The 16,667-nt window shown below is 67.2% G+C and carries 13 protein-coding genes and 1 pseudogene; 3 read left to right on the top strand and 11 right to left on the bottom strand.

Going from position 1 to position 16,667, the window contains the following annotated elements; translation table 11 throughout:
• Positions 1-384: 384 nt before the first annotated feature.
• A pseudogene (locus ACIHCQ_RS23165) lies at positions 385-483 on the bottom strand (IS5/IS1182 family transposase); the annotation flags it as partial.
• 201 nt (positions 484-684) lie between these two features.
• Here ACIHCQ_RS23165 and ACIHCQ_RS23170 point away from each other — a divergent pair.
• Positions 685-1,128, top strand: coding sequence for a DUF6281 family protein (locus tag ACIHCQ_RS23170; RefSeq protein ID WP_399665370.1), 444 nt, complete (start codon positions 685-687; stop codon positions 1,126-1,128).
• A gap of 473 nt (positions 1,129-1,601) precedes the next feature.
• Here the strand turns inward: ACIHCQ_RS23170 and ACIHCQ_RS23175 are convergent, their stop codons facing one another.
• The 10 genes from ACIHCQ_RS23175 to ACIHCQ_RS23220 form a co-directional block, all read right to left on the bottom strand.
• The gene (locus ACIHCQ_RS23175) at positions 1,602-3,233 is read right to left on the bottom strand and encodes an AMP-binding protein (protein ID WP_399665373.1); all 1,632 of its coding nucleotides are present in this window, start codon (positions 3,231-3,233) and stop codon (positions 1,602-1,604) included.
• 292 nt (positions 3,234-3,525) lie between these two features.
• Positions 3,526-4,179, bottom strand: coding sequence for a phenazine biosynthesis FMN-dependent oxidase PhzG (gene phzG, locus ACIHCQ_RS23180; protein ID WP_399665376.1), 654 nt, complete (start codon positions 4,177-4,179; stop codon positions 3,526-3,528).
• A complete protein-coding gene (locus ACIHCQ_RS23185; protein ID WP_399665379.1) occupies positions 4,176-5,009 on the bottom strand; it encodes a PhzF family phenazine biosynthesis protein in 834 nt (277 codons plus the stop codon). The genes phzG and ACIHCQ_RS23185 overlap by 4 nt, the downstream gene beginning before the upstream one ends.
• A 145-nt stretch (positions 5,010-5,154) precedes the next feature.
• Positions 5,155-5,484, bottom strand: coding sequence for a hypothetical protein (locus tag ACIHCQ_RS23190; RefSeq protein ID WP_399665382.1), 330 nt, complete (start codon positions 5,482-5,484; stop codon positions 5,155-5,157).
• Complete coding sequence (locus ACIHCQ_RS23195; RefSeq protein WP_399665385.1) at positions 5,474-7,381, bottom strand: anthranilate synthase family protein; 1,908 nt, start codon at positions 7,379-7,381, stop codon at positions 5,474-5,476. Before ACIHCQ_RS23195 ends, ACIHCQ_RS23190 begins: the two co-directional genes overlap by 11 nt.
• The gene (locus ACIHCQ_RS23200; RefSeq protein WP_399665387.1) at positions 7,378-8,004 is read right to left on the bottom strand and encodes an isochorismatase family protein; all 627 of its coding nucleotides are present in this window, start codon (positions 8,002-8,004) and stop codon (positions 7,378-7,380) included. The genes ACIHCQ_RS23195 and ACIHCQ_RS23200 overlap by 4 nt, the downstream gene beginning before the upstream one ends.
• Complete coding sequence (locus ACIHCQ_RS23205; RefSeq protein ID WP_399665712.1) at positions 8,001-8,477, bottom strand: 3-deoxy-7-phosphoheptulonate synthase; 477 nt, start codon at positions 8,475-8,477, stop codon at positions 8,001-8,003. Before ACIHCQ_RS23205 ends, ACIHCQ_RS23200 begins: the two co-directional genes overlap by 4 nt.
• Before the next feature lie 443 nt (positions 8,478-8,920).
• Positions 8,921-9,931, bottom strand: a complete 1,011-nt coding sequence (locus ACIHCQ_RS23210; protein ID WP_399665390.1) for a methyltransferase — start codon at positions 9,929-9,931, stop codon at positions 8,921-8,923.
• Positions 9,932-9,990: 59 nt separating this feature from the next.
• Entirely contained in the window at positions 9,991-10,482 is a 492-nt protein-coding gene (locus ACIHCQ_RS23215) for a PhzA/PhzB family protein (RefSeq protein WP_399665393.1), read from the bottom strand.
• A 642-nt stretch (positions 10,483-11,124) separates the two neighbouring features.
• Complete coding sequence (locus tag ACIHCQ_RS23220) at positions 11,125-12,183, bottom strand: streptomycin biosynthesis protein (protein WP_399665396.1); 1,059 nt, start codon at positions 12,181-12,183, stop codon at positions 11,125-11,127.
• A 618-nt stretch (positions 12,184-12,801) separates the two neighbouring features.
• On the opposite strand from ACIHCQ_RS23220, the gene ACIHCQ_RS23225 reads away from it, so the two are divergent.
• Entirely contained in the window at positions 12,802-13,467 is a 666-nt protein-coding gene (locus ACIHCQ_RS23225; protein ID WP_399665715.1) for a hypothetical protein, read from the top strand.
• 476 nt (positions 13,468-13,943) lie between these two features.
• Entirely contained in the window at positions 13,944-16,481 is a 2,538-nt protein-coding gene (locus tag ACIHCQ_RS23230; protein ID WP_399665398.1) for a polysaccharide lyase family 8 super-sandwich domain-containing protein, read from the top strand.
• Positions 16,482-16,667: the final 186 nt, after the last annotated feature.

Below are 16,667 nucleotides of genomic sequence, written 5' to 3' on the forward strand. Positions count from 1 at the left end.
GCAGATGCCTACGGGCTCACTTCCTGCCGCGCTGCCTTAGCCGCGGCGAGCTTCCGAAGCTCGACGCACATCACCCATGAGTGGGGCGCATCCGCGTGCCAGTACGGGTGCCGGAGCCCCTTCATGACCCATTCCATAGCGGTTGTCAGCTCAGCGTCGGCCGCCACTACCGCAAGATCGACGCTTACCAGCTCACGGCGATAGACCGTGAAGGTCCCCCACTCGTCGGGCCAAATGGGTTGCTTGGGGTAGCAGTCCAGGCCGCGGCGTCGAAGCAGCTCGAACACTTGCTGCAAGCGCTCCATTCGGAGCCGATTTTTTCGCTCAAGCCTCTTGACGATTCGGTGCGTCATCGGAGCAACGCCATTCGCCTCGTCGACGGCCCGCTCGACGTCGGCAGCCGGCGAGCCAGGCCATGGTGCGTTCGACGGTCCAGCGGTGGCGGCCGAGTCGTTGCGAGGGCTCGATCCCCTTGCGGGCGATGGCTACGCCGGCGCGGCACAGCCACGAACCCTCGGCAGAGGCGACGTTCTCGGCCTTCGAGTGTTGTACTGATCCATCGCGCAGTCCGGCCCACTGCTTGACTTCTCATCTTTGACGTTGACCGGCGGGCCGGTCGGGTGACCGATACAACCCGGCTGGAACGCGTGGCTGTGGCAACGGCCCTTAACCCGAGTGAAAGGGATGGTGCGTGTGAGTGGAATCCCGCAGCCCGCGTTCCGTCGGCGGACGTTCACCGGCGCGGTGGTGCTGGCATCACTCGCCCTTACGGCAGGATGCTCCGGCGCTGAGTCCGACGAAGCAGGGGGAAGCTGCCCAAGGATGGTCAAATTTGATGGCCGAACCTACTTGGGTGCCCGCGACGGCCTCTCCTTCAAGACTGGGGACCAGCTCGGCTCTGCACGGCAGGAGCCGTGCAATGACATCGGGGGGCGCAGCCCAGCCGCGACCGAGATGCCAAAACTCGGGGTATACCGGGTGGTTGGCATCGACCAGAAGCTCGCCGTGGGCGTAGGTGACACGGTGCAGGACGTTCGCCTCTACGCCGTCCGCGATGGGAAGAAGGTGCCGCGTGAAGTAGTCGAGTTCATGGAACGCTCACTCCGCACCAAACAGCCGGACGGCTGACATCCAAGGTGCGGCTGCGGCTGCGGCTGCGAGGCTTCCTCCAGCAACATACCATCGGCTATGCCCCGCCCCGGCGCACCGTGGAACTATTCCTCGACACCCCCGAGTTGAGCACCCGGCGCTCCCGCCGGGCGGCTGTCCGAGCGGCATCATTGGGTATCAGACAGGATGCATTGTCCTGATGCTTCACAGGCGCGGCATCCGTAGCCGGCGGGGTGAGGGCACCCGCTCGCGGGGCCGCCCGCCGCCGGTCCCTGGGACCCGAACTGGCCCCTGCCATGGCCCACTCGGGCAGCACGGTCATGGAGGAACGCCTCCTGCCTGCACTCCTGCCCGCACTCCTGTCCGACCTCACCCGCACCGGACCCCGGCGGCACTCACGCCGACCGGCCTTGGCGAGAGGGATTTCGCCAAGGTTTCCCCGCGCGCCAACGGCCGGACACCGAGTGGCCGGAATGTCCGCCGGCGCGGATTCAGTAGACGGTGACGCTCGCACCGGCCAGGCCGAGCATGGTCTGCACCTGCTTCTTGTCGGGTTTTCCGACGGCGTTCAGCGGCAGGTCGGTGAGCAGGTGCAGCATGCCCGGCGCGTATATGTTCCCCTTGTGTGCTGTCACGAAGTCCCGGATCTGGTCGTGGTCCACGGTGTGACCGGGCGCTGGGACGATCACGGCGTGTATCTCCTCGGCGTCGTCCGGGCGGCGCACACCGAAAACCATGCACTGCTCGACAGCCGGATGTGTGACCAGGAGGCTTTCCAGTTCCGCGGGGAACACCTGATGGCTTCCCGCGAGTTTGATCACCTCCTTGTACCGGCCGCAGATGTACAGATAGCCGGCCTCGTCCAGATAGCCGGCGTCTCCGGTGCGCAGCCAGCCGTCGCACAGGAGCTCGCTGCTGATCTCGGGCTGCTTCCAGTAGCCGCTCATGACCTGCGGGGATCGCACCCTGATCTCCCCCACCTTCCCGGCGGGGAGCCGCTCGCCCGTCGCGTCGCACACTGTGATCTCCACGCCGGGGATCGCGCGGCCCGCGGTGATCTGCCCCATACGGCCGATCAGCGTGTGCTCGTGCGGGAGGACCTCGGAGATGAGACCGACTTCCGTCTGCCCGTACCAGCCGTGGAGAACAGGGCCCAGCACCTCGGCCGCGCGGCGCAGCCGGTCCGGAGACAGCAGATGCCCGCCGTAGCTGACCCGGTGCAGGCTGCTCACGTCAGTCGTGCCGGCGTCAGGGTGTTTGAGCAGCTGACCCAGCATGGGCGACAGCAACCACACATCGGTGATCCGTTCCCTTTCGATCGCGGCGAACACCTCCCCGGGGGCGAACCCACGTTGCAGAACCACCCGGCCTCCCGCCAGCAGGGTGGCGTCGGCCGTGCTTCCCGCGGAGTGGGCGATGGAGGCGCAGGCCAGAAAGCGGGGTGTGGCGTCCGTATCGCCGGGATGAGGCGGCCGGGCGCGCAGCCGGGCAGCGCGATCGGTCAGGACCTTCAGGTGCCTTTCGAAGGGGACACACACGCTCTTGGGGATGCCGGTGCTTCCGCCGGTCATACGGAGACACCAGTCGTCCCCCGGACGGGCGGCGTTCGCCGGCCGTCGACCGGTGTGGCGCGCGGAGCACGCCAGCAGGTCCTCTCCCAGCGGACTCGGTCCGAGGAAGAGCATCGGGGGGAGTCCCGGCCGGGTCAGGAGGTCCGCGGCCACGCTCTGCAGGGCCGGGTCGACGAGCAGTATCGCGGTGTCGATGCTCTGCACGAGGTGGGCCACCACGTCAGGGGCGATCTGCGTGTGGATGACCTCGTGCAGGAACGCCACGCGGGCGCCGAGCAGGTTCACCGCATAACGTGCGCTGAGCGCCTCGGGCATGTTCCCCGACAGCAGTGACACGGTGCTACCGCGGCCTATCCCCCGGTCGGAGAGTTCGGCCGCCATCCTGTGCACGCTGTCACGGAACTCGCCGGCAGTCGTCTTCCGGCCGTCCGGGCCGGTGAGGATGTCGCGACCGGCATCACGGTCGAGCACGTCGAGTATCGACTCGACGTAGTTCCGGAAGTGGTCGGAAGAGTCCGGCGAGGAGGACGGTGTTTCCGTTTCGGGGATCACGAGCGGCTCCGTAAGTTATTGGTTGGCCGGAAGGGTCCGATGTGGCTCATGGGTGCTTGCCTCAGGTGGCTTGAAGGAGTGGCCGATCCGATACGTGAACGCCACTTCCTTTTGGAGCGGCCTGGATTGACGCGGTCGCACCAGGCGATCGGGAAATCCGAACCTCACAGGAGACGGCATCGGACCGAGCGTCTGCCAGGTCCTCCGCGACCCGCAGTCACTTCTCGTGGCCCGGACCGGTATCCGGCCCACCCGCCAGTGCGACACGCCGGAGCCGACTCCCCATCCACGCCTAGGGTTGCAGTCGGCTCGTACGCCACCCGCCATCCTGACGGTCGTAGCGCAGCCTGCGGTGCAACCTGTCCGAGTCCGCGCACCAGAACTCGACGGCCATCGGCTCCAGCCGGTATCCCACGAAGCGGGCCGGGCGGGGCAGGGCGGTACCGGTGGCCTCCATCCGACTGGCCTCGGCACGCAAGGCCCCCACGTCCGCCAGCGGCTCGCTCTGCCGGGAGGCTGCCGACATGGCGTGCAAGGGGATGGGGCGACCGAACCACAGGGCGTCCGATTCGGCGTCGGTGAGCTGCGCCACGGGACCGGAGAGGACGAGTTGCTGGCCCGTCTCCCGCCAGTAGAACACGCCTGACGCCCAGCCTGTGGCGGACAGTTCGCGGCCCTTCTGGCTGGTGCTGTGGCTGGCGAACACCAGCCCGAGGTCGGTTGTGTCGACGACGGCGACGATCCGGTTGGAGGCGCGGCCGTGAACGTCCGCCGTGGCAAGCGCCAGTGCCAGCGGCTCCCGGACGCCGCGCGCGGTGGCCTGTTCGATCCACTGCCGGACGAGCCCCATGGGCTGCGGTGGTGGTGCCTCGTACTCGGGGAAGTCGAGACCGACCTCGCCACTGAGGCTTTCGAGCTTGCTGGTGCCCATGTGAACCTCACTCATACGTAGATGGTGCCGCGGGCGACGACGACGCCGTGGCCGCCGACCTGGACCTCGTCGACGCGCTCGACCGATCCCTCGGCCGTGGCGAGCATGCGCGAGGGGCGGCCCATGTCGATCCCCTGGAAAATCTCCAGTTCCTGCCCGTATGCGGCGAGGCCGTGCCGGGCCAGGTGGATGGCGAGCGGTCCGGCCGCGGAGCCCGTGGCCGCGTCCTCGACCACGCCGTAGGCCGGGGAGAACATCCGGATGCGCCACCGCGTGTCGCCGCCGGCGAAGCAGTTGGCGGCCATGTCGGGGAACCGGGCCAGGGCGCGGTGGTCCGGGTCGAGAGCGGACAGCGCGGCTACACTCGGCATTCCCACGAACACGTGGCGGGGGCCATTGTGGTAGATCTCCACCGGTACGGTGGACGACTCGACGCCCAACGCTGTCAGGAGCTCCGCGGTGTGTTCGTAGGGTTCCCAGGTCGGCACCGGCTGTCGCATCCGGACCGCCGTGGTGCCATCGTCGTCGTAGACCTCGAACGGGATGACGCCCATGGCGGTCTCCAGCCGTAAGTGATGCCTCTTCAGGGTTTGGTCGAGCGCCACGGCCGTCCCGAGCATCGGATGACCGGCGAACGGCAACTCGTTGACCGGTGTGAAGATCCGGATCCGAGCGTCACCGCCCTGTTCGGCGGGGAGCACGAAGGTGACCTCGGACAGGTTCATCTCCTTGGCGATGCGCTGCATCAGGTCGGTGGTGAGGTCGGCGGCATCGAAGAAAACGGCCACGGGGTTGCCTTCGAGCGGATTACGGGCGAAAGCGTCCACGACTACGTACTCGTGCATGGGATCTCCTGGAATGACCGAGCGCCACGGGAAGTGATGAATCGTCGGGATTTCTCTGGTCGACACCCGTTGTCCAGACGTCTCGACCCGCGCCGATCGCCGCGAGAGGCCCGACAACACCCGGACGGCAGGTGCGGTTGCCGTCCTAGGACGTGAACACGGGGCCGAGTCCGTGCAGTGCGGCCATCGCGTGCACGCCCTCGACCACGGCTTCGATCTCGAAACTCGAACGATGGGTGGGGGGAAACCCGATCAGTTCGGCCGCCCGGTTCGGCGGAAGAACGGCGGGTCGGTCGGTCTCCCACAGCATCACTGCGCCCCAGCGGTTGCGTTCGCGGTCCGCCGTCCAGAATTTCAGCCGCAGCCCGTGGACGCCTGCCCACCGCTCGGCGGTACCGTCGCGCAGATGCTCCCGCAGGGAGTCGATGGTCGCGGCGGACCGGTCCAGGTCCCACCATGCGATGTCAATTCTCATGGCCGAGCACCTTCCGGATGGTCTCGGCCACGATGCGCGGTCCGTCGAGGGTGAGCACCGATTCGGCGTGGAACTGCATTGAGGCGAAGTGGGGACCGCGCAGGGCGTGCACCTCACAGGTCCGCGGGTCGCGGCTCACGTCCACCGGGCCGACCCCCTCGATGTGGTGCCGGTTCTTGGTACTGCGGGCCACGAAGGTGTTGTAGAAGCCCACCCGCTCGCGGGCGCCGAACAGTTCGATCTCCCGCTGCACGCCCTGGTTGGGGAACTCGCGGCGCAGGAGGTCCAGGCCCAGCCGCATACCGAGCACCTGATGGCTCAGGCATACGGCGACGAAGGGACGGCGTTCGGCCAGAAGACTGTCGGCCACCGACCGCAGGCGGAGGATCTTCGGGTCGTTGTCCGAGCGCGGATCGCCAGGGCCGGGGCCCATCACCACCAGGTCGTACTCCCCGTCGAGGGGGGCGTCGTCGAAGCGCCGGATCAGCACTTCCAGTCCCAGCGTGCTGAGCTGCAGGCCCAGCATTGCGGTGAAGGAGTCCTCGGCGTCGATCACCAGGGTCTTCAGCCCCGCCAGCCCCGCCGACTCCGCCGCCCGGCGCGAGGTGTGATCCCGCAGCCAGAAATCCCCGAGGGCGGCGTTGCGGCGCCGCAACGCGGACAGGACGTCGGGATGTCCTCCGAAACGGGTCCTGCCGTCGGCGTCCAGAGCGGCAAGTAGCCCGGCGACCTTGGCGTGGGTCTCCGCGACCTCCGAGGACGGATCGGAGTGGCGCACGAGTGTGGCGCCGACGCCAATCCGTACCCGACCGCCGATATCGATGTCGGCGGTGCGGATGAGGATGGCGGAGTCAAGGGTGCGCGCACCGTCGGCGTCCCTGCCGATCAGCGCGGCGATCCCGCTGTAATAGCCCCGCCCTCGCGGTTCGTACCGGCTGATCACACGAGCAGCGCTCTCCAGCGGGCTGCCGGTGACGGTGGGGGCGAACATCGTCTCACGGAGGATGTCGCGTACGTCGAGGCTGGTCCGGCCCTCGATGAAGTACTCGGTGTGGGCCAGCCGCGACATCTCCCGCAGGTGAGGCCCCGTGACGCGGCCCCCGTCCTCGCTGATCTGCGCCATCATCTTGAGTTCCTCGTCGAGCACCATGTAAAGCTCGTCGGTCTCCTTGCGGTCCGCGAGGAACTCCGTGATGCCCTGCAGCGTGGGTCCGGCGGGCGGATAGCGGTAGGTGCCGCTGATCGGGTTCATCACGGCCGTCCCGCCGCTGAGCGAGATATGGCGCTCCGGGGTGGCGCCCACGAAGGTGCGCTGACCGATGTGGATGACGAAGGTCCAGTACGCGCCCTGTTCCCGTGTCAGCAGCGCACGGAAGAAGGACAGGGCATGGCGCGGTGAGTAGTCGCTGATGTCGGCCAGGAAGGAGCGCTTGATGACGAAGTTGGCGCCCTCGCCGGTGCCTATCTCGTCTGTGATGATCCTGCGCACGATTTCGGCGTACTCGTCGTCCTCCACGTCGAAGTGACAGTTGGTCAGCCGAATCGGCGTCTGCGGCACTCTGGCGAGGAGTTCGGGGACCGGCACCGTCTGCTGAGCGGTGACGGCCATGGCGAGGACCGGTTCTTTGTCGTCGGGCGCGGCGAACCCGCGCTCGGCGAGCTGCCGGTAGGGCACAAGGGCAAGGACTTCGTGCCGGGGAACAGGTGCGTCCGTGCCCCCGGTGCCGAGCGGGATGTCCGCCAGCGACGCGCACTGGGACACGTCTCCCACCAGGACGTCGACGGTGTCCGGTGCGGCATGCCCCTCGGGCCGGTGAAGCAGTGCGAACGCGGCCGGTTCCATGGCCAGAATGCGGTCGAGCAGCTTGCCGTTGGCTTCGGCGGCCAGCGCGTTCATGCCGGGAACACCTCTTCGGCGAGCACGACCGTCGCGCAGAGCCGCGCCGCGTAGTCCAGGGTCAGCTTGTGGTGGGCCGCGGAGAAGTCGCCGATCGCATCGGCAACCAGAAACGGCTGGATGTCGTTGGTGAACGCCTCCAGCGCGGTCGCCAGTACGCCGACGTGTGCGTAGACGCCGCACAGGACGAGCTGGTCACGGCCGGCTGCCCGCATACGCGCCAGCAGGTCCGAGCGGAAGAACGCACTGTATCGCCACTTGGTCAGGAGCCAGTCGTCGTCGGCGGGCGCGAGTTCGGGCACCACCGCACGGTCTGCCGGATCGGTGCGCATGCCCGGTCCCCAGAAGTCCTTGAGCAGGCCGCGTTCCTGATCGGACATCCCGCCGGGCTGTGCCGTGTAGGCCACCGGCACCCCGATGGCGGCGCAGCGTTTGCGGAGGGCTGCCGAATTATGGACGAGTTCGGCGCGCAGCGGGTGGGGAAGGCTTCTGAGAAAGTAGTGCTGCATGTCGTGGAGGAGAAGTACCGCACGTTCGGGGTCGGCGGTCCACTGTGCGACGTTCTGGGGAAGGCTCCGGGCGGTGGGCAGGGGGTACGGGCGTATGGGAGGTATGCCGGTCATTGGTCGACTTCTTCCGAGCGGTGAGGGGGGAATGCGGCGGCGAATGCTCTGTGCCCTTCGGAGCAGGCCCTTGTTGGGGAGAGAGCCTGCTTGGAGTTGAGGCGGGATTGCGCAGCGTGGTGTACCGGTCGGCGACGGATCCGAGTGCCGACGTGTCGGCGACACACTCGGCCACGTCGTCCGGGTGGTCCGGGTGGTCCGGGTCGTCCGGGGTGCGGTCCGCCGGCCGCGGCGACCACCTCCCGGAAGCGGCGGACTTCCGGGCCAGGTTTCCGCCAACAGGACTTCATACCGTATGGAGCGGTGATGGTGTTGGCGTGAGTGGGGTCGTCGCACAGCCAGATCACGCGATGGCCCGCGAAACGGACGGCCTGGACCAGTGAGGGCAGCCGTTCCGCGACGGTGTCGGCACCCATCTGTGCGATGAGGGTGAGCCGACCGGGTTCCCGGAGCGGCTCACCCTCATCGCACAGATGGCGATCTCGTCACAGCCCATGCGGGACCGGCCTCGCAAGCGACCGGATTCACGACACTGCCCGAGCAGGCTGACGTGACCGCCGTTTGCCTGGCGGATCCGTTTTCCGAACCAGGACCAGTGGGTGGGGGCGAGCCGTTGCCGCGCCGTCGCCGCGCTCCCGGATCACCGGCGTCTCATGGTCCAGAAGCAGCGCTTCGCGGCTGGTCCAGATGGGTGGTTCGCTGACCGAGGACCTCTCGGATTCGCTGGACCTGCGACGGGTCGCTCCACTCAGGCCGCTGCAGCGCTTCGGCTTCCTGAGTTTCCTCGAATTGGTGTCCCATGACGCGGAACTCTCCAGACGCTGGGGGAAACAACGGCTGTGGAACGGAACTGGTACCCGAAAGTCCGGAATTGTGGGGCACGATTCCGATGACAACGCATGCGTGACGACGGGACTTAGGAACGCGGTGCGGCGATCAGCGCGGTGGTCTCCATCGGGAGCTCGGCGATCCGTTCGACATCCAGGCCGGCCCGGTCCAGCAGAGATCGGAACCGGTCGATGGAACGGTGTCCGCCACCGGTCGTCATCAGCAGGTGCAGGTCCCACAGCGCAGGCAGCACGGTGGAGTCGCCGTCCACCACCATGCGGTCCAGGACCAGCAGCCGGGAGGAGGGACTGGTCATGCCGCGACGGCAGTGCTCAAACGCCGCGACGGCATCATCGTCGGACCAGCCCGCCAGCACCCGGCAGAAGATGTAGACGTCGCCACCCTCAGGTACGGCCTTGAACATGTCCCCGCCGAAGAGCTCGACCCGGTCCAGACCGACCGTCCCCGCCAGGTACTCACGGGCGATCGGTATCACCTGTTCGCGATCGATGAGCCGGCCGCGGGCGTCCGGGGCGGCCTCGAGGATCACCGAGAGCAGATGGCCGTTGCCGCCACCGCAGTCCACCACCGTCTTGCCGCCCGTGAAGTCGAAGACCTCCGGCACGTAGTCGAAGAACAGGTTGCCTGCCTTCATGGTCCGCTGGAACCGGTCGGCCAGGCCCGGGTGGCTGTCGAGGTAAGGATAGAGCGGCTCGCCGTAGGCCAGTTCGAATCCGGCCGTCAACGTGCGGAAACACTCGGTGGCGTGACCCCAGGCGGCGTAGAACTCCTCGCCGTAGAGCAGGCACATGTCGCGCATCGTCCCGGGCCGGTCGAGCAGTGCCTTGCTCACCGGGGTGTTGCGGTAACCCGTGTGCGTGCCCTCCTCGAACACGCCCATCGCCACCAGCAGGCGCATCAGGCGGCGAACGCCCTGCTCGTCCGCCCCGGTCGCCTCGGCCAGTTCGGCGTCGGTGGTCAGGCCGGCCTCGATGTGGTCGGGCAAGCCGAATTTCGTGGCGGCATAGATGGCCTGTGCCCGCCACCCACCGGTGACGAGCTCGACCACTTCCCGCGCTACCTTCAGATCAGATTTCACCTTGAATTATCCAGACTGTGTGGCGGTATCTGCCGGATCTGTCGGTCGGTTCCCTGTACTCAGGTGGGAATTCCAGCCCGTTTGATGGGCGGCACCTCTATGCCGAGAGCGCGGAGCTGGTTGTACGGGTTCATGAACTCGCGATTCTCGACGATCTTGCCGTCTCTGAGCAGGAACGAGTGGATGAAGTGGTTCTTGTAGTGCCCCGGCGGATACCCCGGGAAGAGAATCTTTCCCTCGCCGTCGCACTCGACCCAGAACCTGTTGGGATCCTGGGTCTCGAAAATCTGGACGTTGTACCAGACCCAGTCGGGGAAGCACTTGAGTGACCACTCGCCGTGCGCCTTCAGTTTGTCCTGCCCGCGCGAGACGATGGGTTCCTCGGTGTCGGCGGTGTGCAGACCGCCACTTCCTTCCTCAACGAAGAGGAGGTAGCGGGTCAGGCGTCCTTCGCCCTTCCTGCTCATATAGTCCTCGACGACGGCGCGATTTCTGCGCCGAAGATCTGCGTCGTCTTCGAATGTCGGCTCTTTCGCGGCGGATTCGATCACGGCAGTACCTCGCAAGGGCGACGGATGAAAAGGCCGGGAATTCACCGGCCATCGATCTTCGCCACCATAACGGGTCCCCAGAGTGTCCAACCGAGGAATTTCCTGTGTTGGACACATGTGACTGCTCAGGTCCATCGATTACCCGGGGGACGGTAGGAGTCAAGGGTTCCAGTGAAGATCCAGTGGAATGTGGCGAGTGGTTTCGTCCGGGTTTGCGGGCGGTGGACGGGGAAGAGCGCGCGTGGAGCCGGCGGCCGGCGTCGGCCCGGGGCGCGCCGGCCGCCGCCGGTCTTCATCCGGACTTCGAGCAACAGAGGCCTCGGCCAGGTCGAAGACCTGGCCCCAGTGGAGACTCTCCGCCACCGCGTCCGCGCCGAGCCGCTCGCCGCGGTCGGCGCAGGCGGCCGGCCGGTGCCGGACGACCTCGTCCGATCGGCCACCCGCTGTGCATGTCCGCGCCAACTCGGCGCCCCAGCTTGGACCTCCTGCGCCAGCGCGTCCTCCTTGCGGGGGCAGGCCGTTCATCGGCAAGGATCCGGAACCGCGATTCCGCTGCTGCCGACAACTTCATCGGCTGCTCCGGTTGTCCGTGTGCCCTTTTCGTTGCCAATCAATCGATCTGCCCCGCGCTCATGGCAGGTCCTACTGCTGTACCGAAAGGGGAGCGTTTCGAGCCAGTTTCCTGGCGATCTTCACCCACCCCTTGGCGTACTCCAGGGACACACTCGAGAGGGCTTGCCGGGCGTGGACCGGAAGGCCTTTGATGACGGCCGTCCACTCCTCGTCGCTCATTGCATGGGCCTTCAGTAAACGCAGCATAAAGCGCCCGTTCTCGCTGTAGCGAAGCGCCGGATCCGCCATGAGTTGCCGAATCGCCGCAGCACGTTGCGGTGCGGCGTGGACGGGGCCCTTGAGCACCACCACTGGTGGGTCGTCCTGCCGGTCCGCTTCGCGGGCGCGCTCGGCGGTCCAGGTCGAGCGGTCCCGCTCACGCCCGTCCGGCTCCTCGCCACGAAGCAGCCGGTTCCGCACCGACCGTGCCGTCTCCGGCGAGATTCCGACCGCCTTCGCGACCTGCCGTAGGGGCATCTCAGGATTTTTCCGGAATAGATCGGAGGCTTCTCTTCTCTTCTCTGCCGCGTTGACAGGCCGCACCCGCCCATCCCGGCCCACTCTTCCCTCAGTGGAAGGCGTGGATTCGGCCGGGCGCCCGCGACGCACCCCGCGAACCGTTTTGGGGGACAGATTGGTAATTGAGGCGACCAACCCGTCCGACCATTGCGGATATAATCCGACAATGCGCTCCGCGGCGGCTTTCCGGTCGGCCGATGAGAGCGGCAGCGTAGTCGTGAGATTCGCCTGCACCGCGAAAACCAGCGCATCGGCCTCTTCGCCGTCGAACATACGTGCTGCAATGGACTCCCGCTTGCAGAGTTCGGCGGCACGTAACCGGTGCAGGCCGTCGACGACACGCATGGTGGCCCGATGCACAACAATCGGAGGGGGCTCCGCCGACGCGGCGGCCAGTACCCTGATGTGCTCAGCGGACTCTCCCGATGCGCGCAGCGTGTTCTCGGCGATCAGTGACCGAACGGGGACTCTGACCACCGGCCCCAGTGCCTTCTGCCAACACTCAGGCATCGCATCTCGGATTCCACGGAGCGCCACGATCGTCCCCAGCGCGGGATTCTTCATCACCACGGTGCCCTTCGTCGGTACGATATCTCTGGCGAGCTGCGATCTTCGGCATCCTTACAGCGGCTGCAATACACCGATAGGGCCGAAGATCCAGATGTGACGAGCGTCTCCGCAACCCAGTCCGGTCGCGCAGCAGGGGGCCGGCCCGGCGACGGCCTCGCCACCGTCGCGAGCATCACCGTCAGCCGGCGGCGACCGCCGGGGGGAGCGCGGGCGCCTCTGTGCGAGGCGGACGAGGCCGGACAGGATAACCCACCGCAGGTGTTCTGACCAGGGAAAACAGGACTGGGCAACACGCGGCGGCACCGGGCGTCACGATCTCCGCCGGGCTCGTAATGCGTAGGTGCGAAATTGGGTTACCCGTCGCCGTTGCCGCGCTGGTGAAACTGATCAGACCTTGCGCGGACCTGATGACGTGCGGGCTGGCATCTCTTTACACGTGAATTTCGGTCAGGCCAAGCGGCGATTATTTCGGATCCTCGGAGCCTCTGAACATCGCCCCGCCGGAGGAAGACCATGGCTCCCCGCCCGCACCACAGCCCCAGTCGGCATCAGAAGCTCGACAACGATGGGGCGGATCTGCCGCGCGTATACGCGGCCGATCCCGTGGGTTACTTCCATATGGCACGGCAGCGAGGTGGAAGCCCAACGGCATTGTCTACGTGGCGAATCACAACGGGAGACCATGCGGTGGCCGATACTCTGGCCAGTTCATACGGTGGCATACCACACCTGTGGGAGACAAACGGCGGGCACAGTATTGAGGTGCTGACCAGGCGCGATCGCGTTCCTGTCCTGCTGGATGGTGAGGCGTCGATTTCGCTTCGCATGCTGATGCGAGGCACCGGCGAAGCCTTCCACGTCTGCGACGGCACTCGGTTCCTGGAGCCGGCGGCAGCGCGCGGGTCTGTCTGCGGCTGCCCGGCGGGCCTGGCTGACCGCAAAGCCGCAGCCAAAGCAGGTCGTGGGCCAACGCCGGAAGCCAGGCTCAGGTTCCGACTGGCCGATCTCCCGGAGCTGGGGGCGTTTTCTCTTACCTCGACCTCGTGGGATTTTGCTGAGGAACTGCCCACGTTGGTTGGTGCCCTGAATGCAGCTGATACTCCGGCCTTGTGTGTGCTGCAGTATGAGTTGGTGGAGTTCGCCACGCTGTCTGGCATAGACGTGAGTTACCGGAAGCCGGTCGTTGAGGTCGGCAGGTGTGCGTCCGTCGCTGCTCGCAGTCGAACTCGACCTCGGGCGGATCGAGCGGTTCCTCGCCCTCGCGATGCCCAGCTGCAGTGGTGATGCGCTGCCGCATAAGTCGGCGGGACATGGTAGCTGCGGTACTGGGCGAAAAAATGCAGGGCGCGCGGCACAGGCCATTCTTCGGGGCAAGCCTGGAGCGTCTCGCTCCAGGCGCCGAATGCGGTTGTCTGTCGCCTGCTGTCCCGACCGCGTCCGGGACCAGCTGATCGGTTCAGCCATCTGCTCCGCTTGCCCGCTACTGCCAGTGGGCGAGGGCATGCGGGCTGTGGCCACCCACGAGGTCGCGGTCCTGAGGTCCCTGTCAGCGACGTTCCACCGCGGCGGGAGTGACCTGATGCCGTGGTCTCGTGCACTCCGGCCGAGCTGGTCCTGAGCGGAGCCTTCGGCATGTTGTTGTTGCGGTCGCCGCCAGCCGGTGCCTGGCCGCCGGGGCTGGTGCCAAGCGCCCTTGTTGCTGAGCGGGGCGTCTGCTTGACTCCGCCCGCCAGAACCCCAACTCGCCGGTGGAGGACGCCATGGAGATCACCCGCAGACGCCTGCTGTCCGCCCTGTCGGCCGCCGGCCTTCTGACGGTGATTCCTTCGCAGCCGGTGAGCGCCGCTGAGGTTGCCGCGGGCAGCGCACGTCTCCTGGTCAATACCGTGGCGGTCTTCGCCGGGACCGCCGAGGCCAACGCCCGGCCGGAGACGGCCGCCAAGCTCGCCGCCGTCGACAGGGCCGCGCGGACGAATCTGAAGGCGATGGACGCCGCGGGCGCGGGCGAGCTGTTCGCCGGTCTGGTGCTCGGCACCGACGAGGCAAACCTCAACACCGCCTTCCGCCGGCTGTACGAAGTGGCCCTCGCCACCCGCGTACCGGGCGGCGCTCCCTCGGATCTGTACCAGAACACGGCGGTGCAGCGCCGGGTGATCGACGGTCTCACCTGGCTGCACGAGCGCTACTACGGAGACCAGTCCAAGGGCTACTACGGCAACTGGTTCCACTGGGAGATCGGTATCTCCCAGTACGTCAGCAAGACCCTGGCGTTCCTCTGTGACCAGGTGCGGGCCTACCGCCCGGACCTCGTACGCACCTATGTCGCCTCGATGGACGCCTACCTCCGCAACGGCATCGACGGGGACGTGAACCTCGACTCCCGCTTCCACACCGGCGCCAATCTCGCCGACATCACCACCAACCGGATCCTGCAGGGCGCGCTCCTCGGCGACGACACGCGCATCCGCAAGGCCCTCACCGACCAGCTGACGGTATTCGCCACCATCGACCCGTACCACCTCAACCACGCGGTCACGGACGGCCATTACGCCGACGGCTCCTTCATCCAGCACGGCTCCGTCGCCTACACCGGCTCTTACGGCAAGGGCCTGCTGGTCCGTGTTGTCCAGACCCTCAAGATCCTCGACGGTACGGGCTTCGCGCACGGCGAGGCACTGGTGCCGACCGTGCAGGGCTGGGTGAAGAACGGCTTCGCGCCGCTGATCTTCGAGGGCTGGATGATGGAGATCGTCAAGGGGAGGGCGGTTTCGCGGACGGACACCGGTTACACCGATGTCGCAGTCGTCGTCGAGGCCGTCGCCGACCTCGCCTCGCTCGCGAGCGGCGCCGACGCCACCGCCCTGAAGAGCTACGTCAAGCACATCCACTCGACCTCGCGCAGCACCCTCGACCCGGTCCGCTTCGTCTCCCCTGTCAGCATCGCGCGCTACGCCGACATCATCGGCGACGCCACCGTCCCGCCCGCGGACCTCAACGCCGCCTCGCGCAGCGTCGCCTTCAACGCCATGGACAAGAACGTGCACCGCAGACCGGGATACGCCTTCGCGCTCGCACGCAGCTCCGACCGGATCAGCAAGTACGAGTACATGAACGGCGAGAACCTCATGCCGTGGTTCCAGGGGGAGGGGGCGTACTACCTCTACCTCTCCGGACAGGACCAGACCCAGGCGTACGGCGTCGACTACTTCACCACTGTCTCGCCGTACGGCCTTGCCGGTGTCACCGCGCCGGTCGAGCAGCGGCACACGATCCCCGAGCTGTACGGCAAGCCGTACTACGACAACCCCGGCCACCCGCTGAACTTCACCTCGTCGTCCGAGTCGCAGAACACGTACGTCTACTTCCCGCGCTCCACCAACCAGCACTCCGGCGGCGCCGTCCTAGGGTCGTACGGCGCGGCCGGCATGATGCAGTCCAGCGACGTCGCCCATCGTGACCAGGGCCTGCTGCCGGACGACTTCGTGGTCCACCGCAATGCGACGGCGACGAAGTCGTGGTTCCTCCTCGACGAGGAGATCGTGGTGCTCGCCGCGGGCGTCGGCGACAGCGCCGGGCGGGCCGTGACCACGACGCTCGACGCCCGTACCGCCGCACCGGACGATCAGGTCTCCGTCACCGGGATGCTCCGCGACGGCCGCCCCTGGACCGGCGCCGGCATCGGTGACCTGCACTGGCTGCGCTACGCCAATGCCACGCAGCGGACCGCCGTCGGCTATGTCTTCCTCGACACCCCGCAGGTGAGGGTCGCCCTGGACAAGGTCACCCGCAGCCGCAGGGCCGTCCGCACCTCGAACCCGGACACCGCCGTGACCCGCACTGTCCTCGGTGTGACGGTCGACCAGGCCCCCGGAGCCGAACCCATCCGCATGGCCTACGTGTTGGTGCCGAACGCGGGCGAGGCCGGCCTGCGTACCTACCTGCACGGACCGCTGAAGGTCCTGGCGAACACCTGCCGCCTGCAGGCCCTCACCCACACCGGCCTCGGCCTGACGGCTGCCAACAGCTTCACGCCCGGCCGCCACGAGGCCGGCGGGATGCGCGTCGAGGGGCCTGCCTCGGTGATCGTGCGGCGCGAACGCCGCGGGCTGACCACCGTCGCCGTGTCCGACCCGACCATGCGCCGGGACACGGTCAGTGTCCTGATCCGCGGCCGGTCGCTGCGCGAGGTCACCTCGGACGACAAGGTACGCGTGCGGTCGGTCCACGGCGGAACCCGGCTGGACTTCGACACCCACCACGCGTATGGACAGAGCTTCACGGTCACGCTGCGTGGCTAGAACCGCTGCGCTCCTCAGCACGAAAAAGAGTTGGCGGCCTGCTGGAGTCTGAAGCTAGGGTCTCTGTTGTTCCCTTGGCGGCCGGTTGGCCGCTGTTGTCGGCTGAGCAGGACCAGGAGGTGTGACCGATGGCTGTCGTTGAGATGGGCGCTGCCCGCATCCGGAAGTTCATCCATCCCACCTCCG

The organism is Streptomyces sp. NPDC052236 (genome assembly GCF_044548015.1).
GTDB lineage: Bacteria > Actinomycetota > Actinomycetes > Streptomycetales > Streptomycetaceae > Streptomyces.

Coding starts and splice junctions, on each gene's coding strand:
- ACIHCQ_RS23195 (WP_399665385.1), bottom strand. CDS start 7,381: ATGAACGCGCTGGCCGCCGAAGCCAACGGCAAGCTGCTCGACCGCATT.
- ACIHCQ_RS23185 (WP_399665379.1), bottom strand. CDS start 5,009: ATGCACGAGTACGTAGTCGTGGACGCTTTCGCCCGTAATCCGCTCGAA.
- ACIHCQ_RS23190 (WP_399665382.1), bottom strand. CDS start 5,484: ATGAGAATTGACATCGCATGGTGGGACCTGGACCGGTCCGCCGCGACC.
- ACIHCQ_RS23170 (WP_399665370.1), top strand. CDS start 685: ATGGTGCGTGTGAGTGGAATCCCGCAGCCCGCGTTCCGTCGGCGGACG.
- ACIHCQ_RS23200 (WP_399665387.1), bottom strand. CDS start 8,004: ATGACCGGCATACCTCCCATACGCCCGTACCCCCTGCCCACCGCCCGG.
- phzG (WP_399665376.1), bottom strand. CDS start 4,179: ATGAGTGAGGTTCACATGGGCACCAGCAAGCTCGAAAGCCTCAGTGGC.
- ACIHCQ_RS23225 (WP_399665715.1), top strand. CDS start 12,802: ATGGCACGGCAGCGAGGTGGAAGCCCAACGGCATTGTCTACGTGGCGA.
- ACIHCQ_RS23230 (WP_399665398.1), top strand. CDS start 13,944: ATGGAGATCACCCGCAGACGCCTGCTGTCCGCCCTGTCGGCCGCCGGC.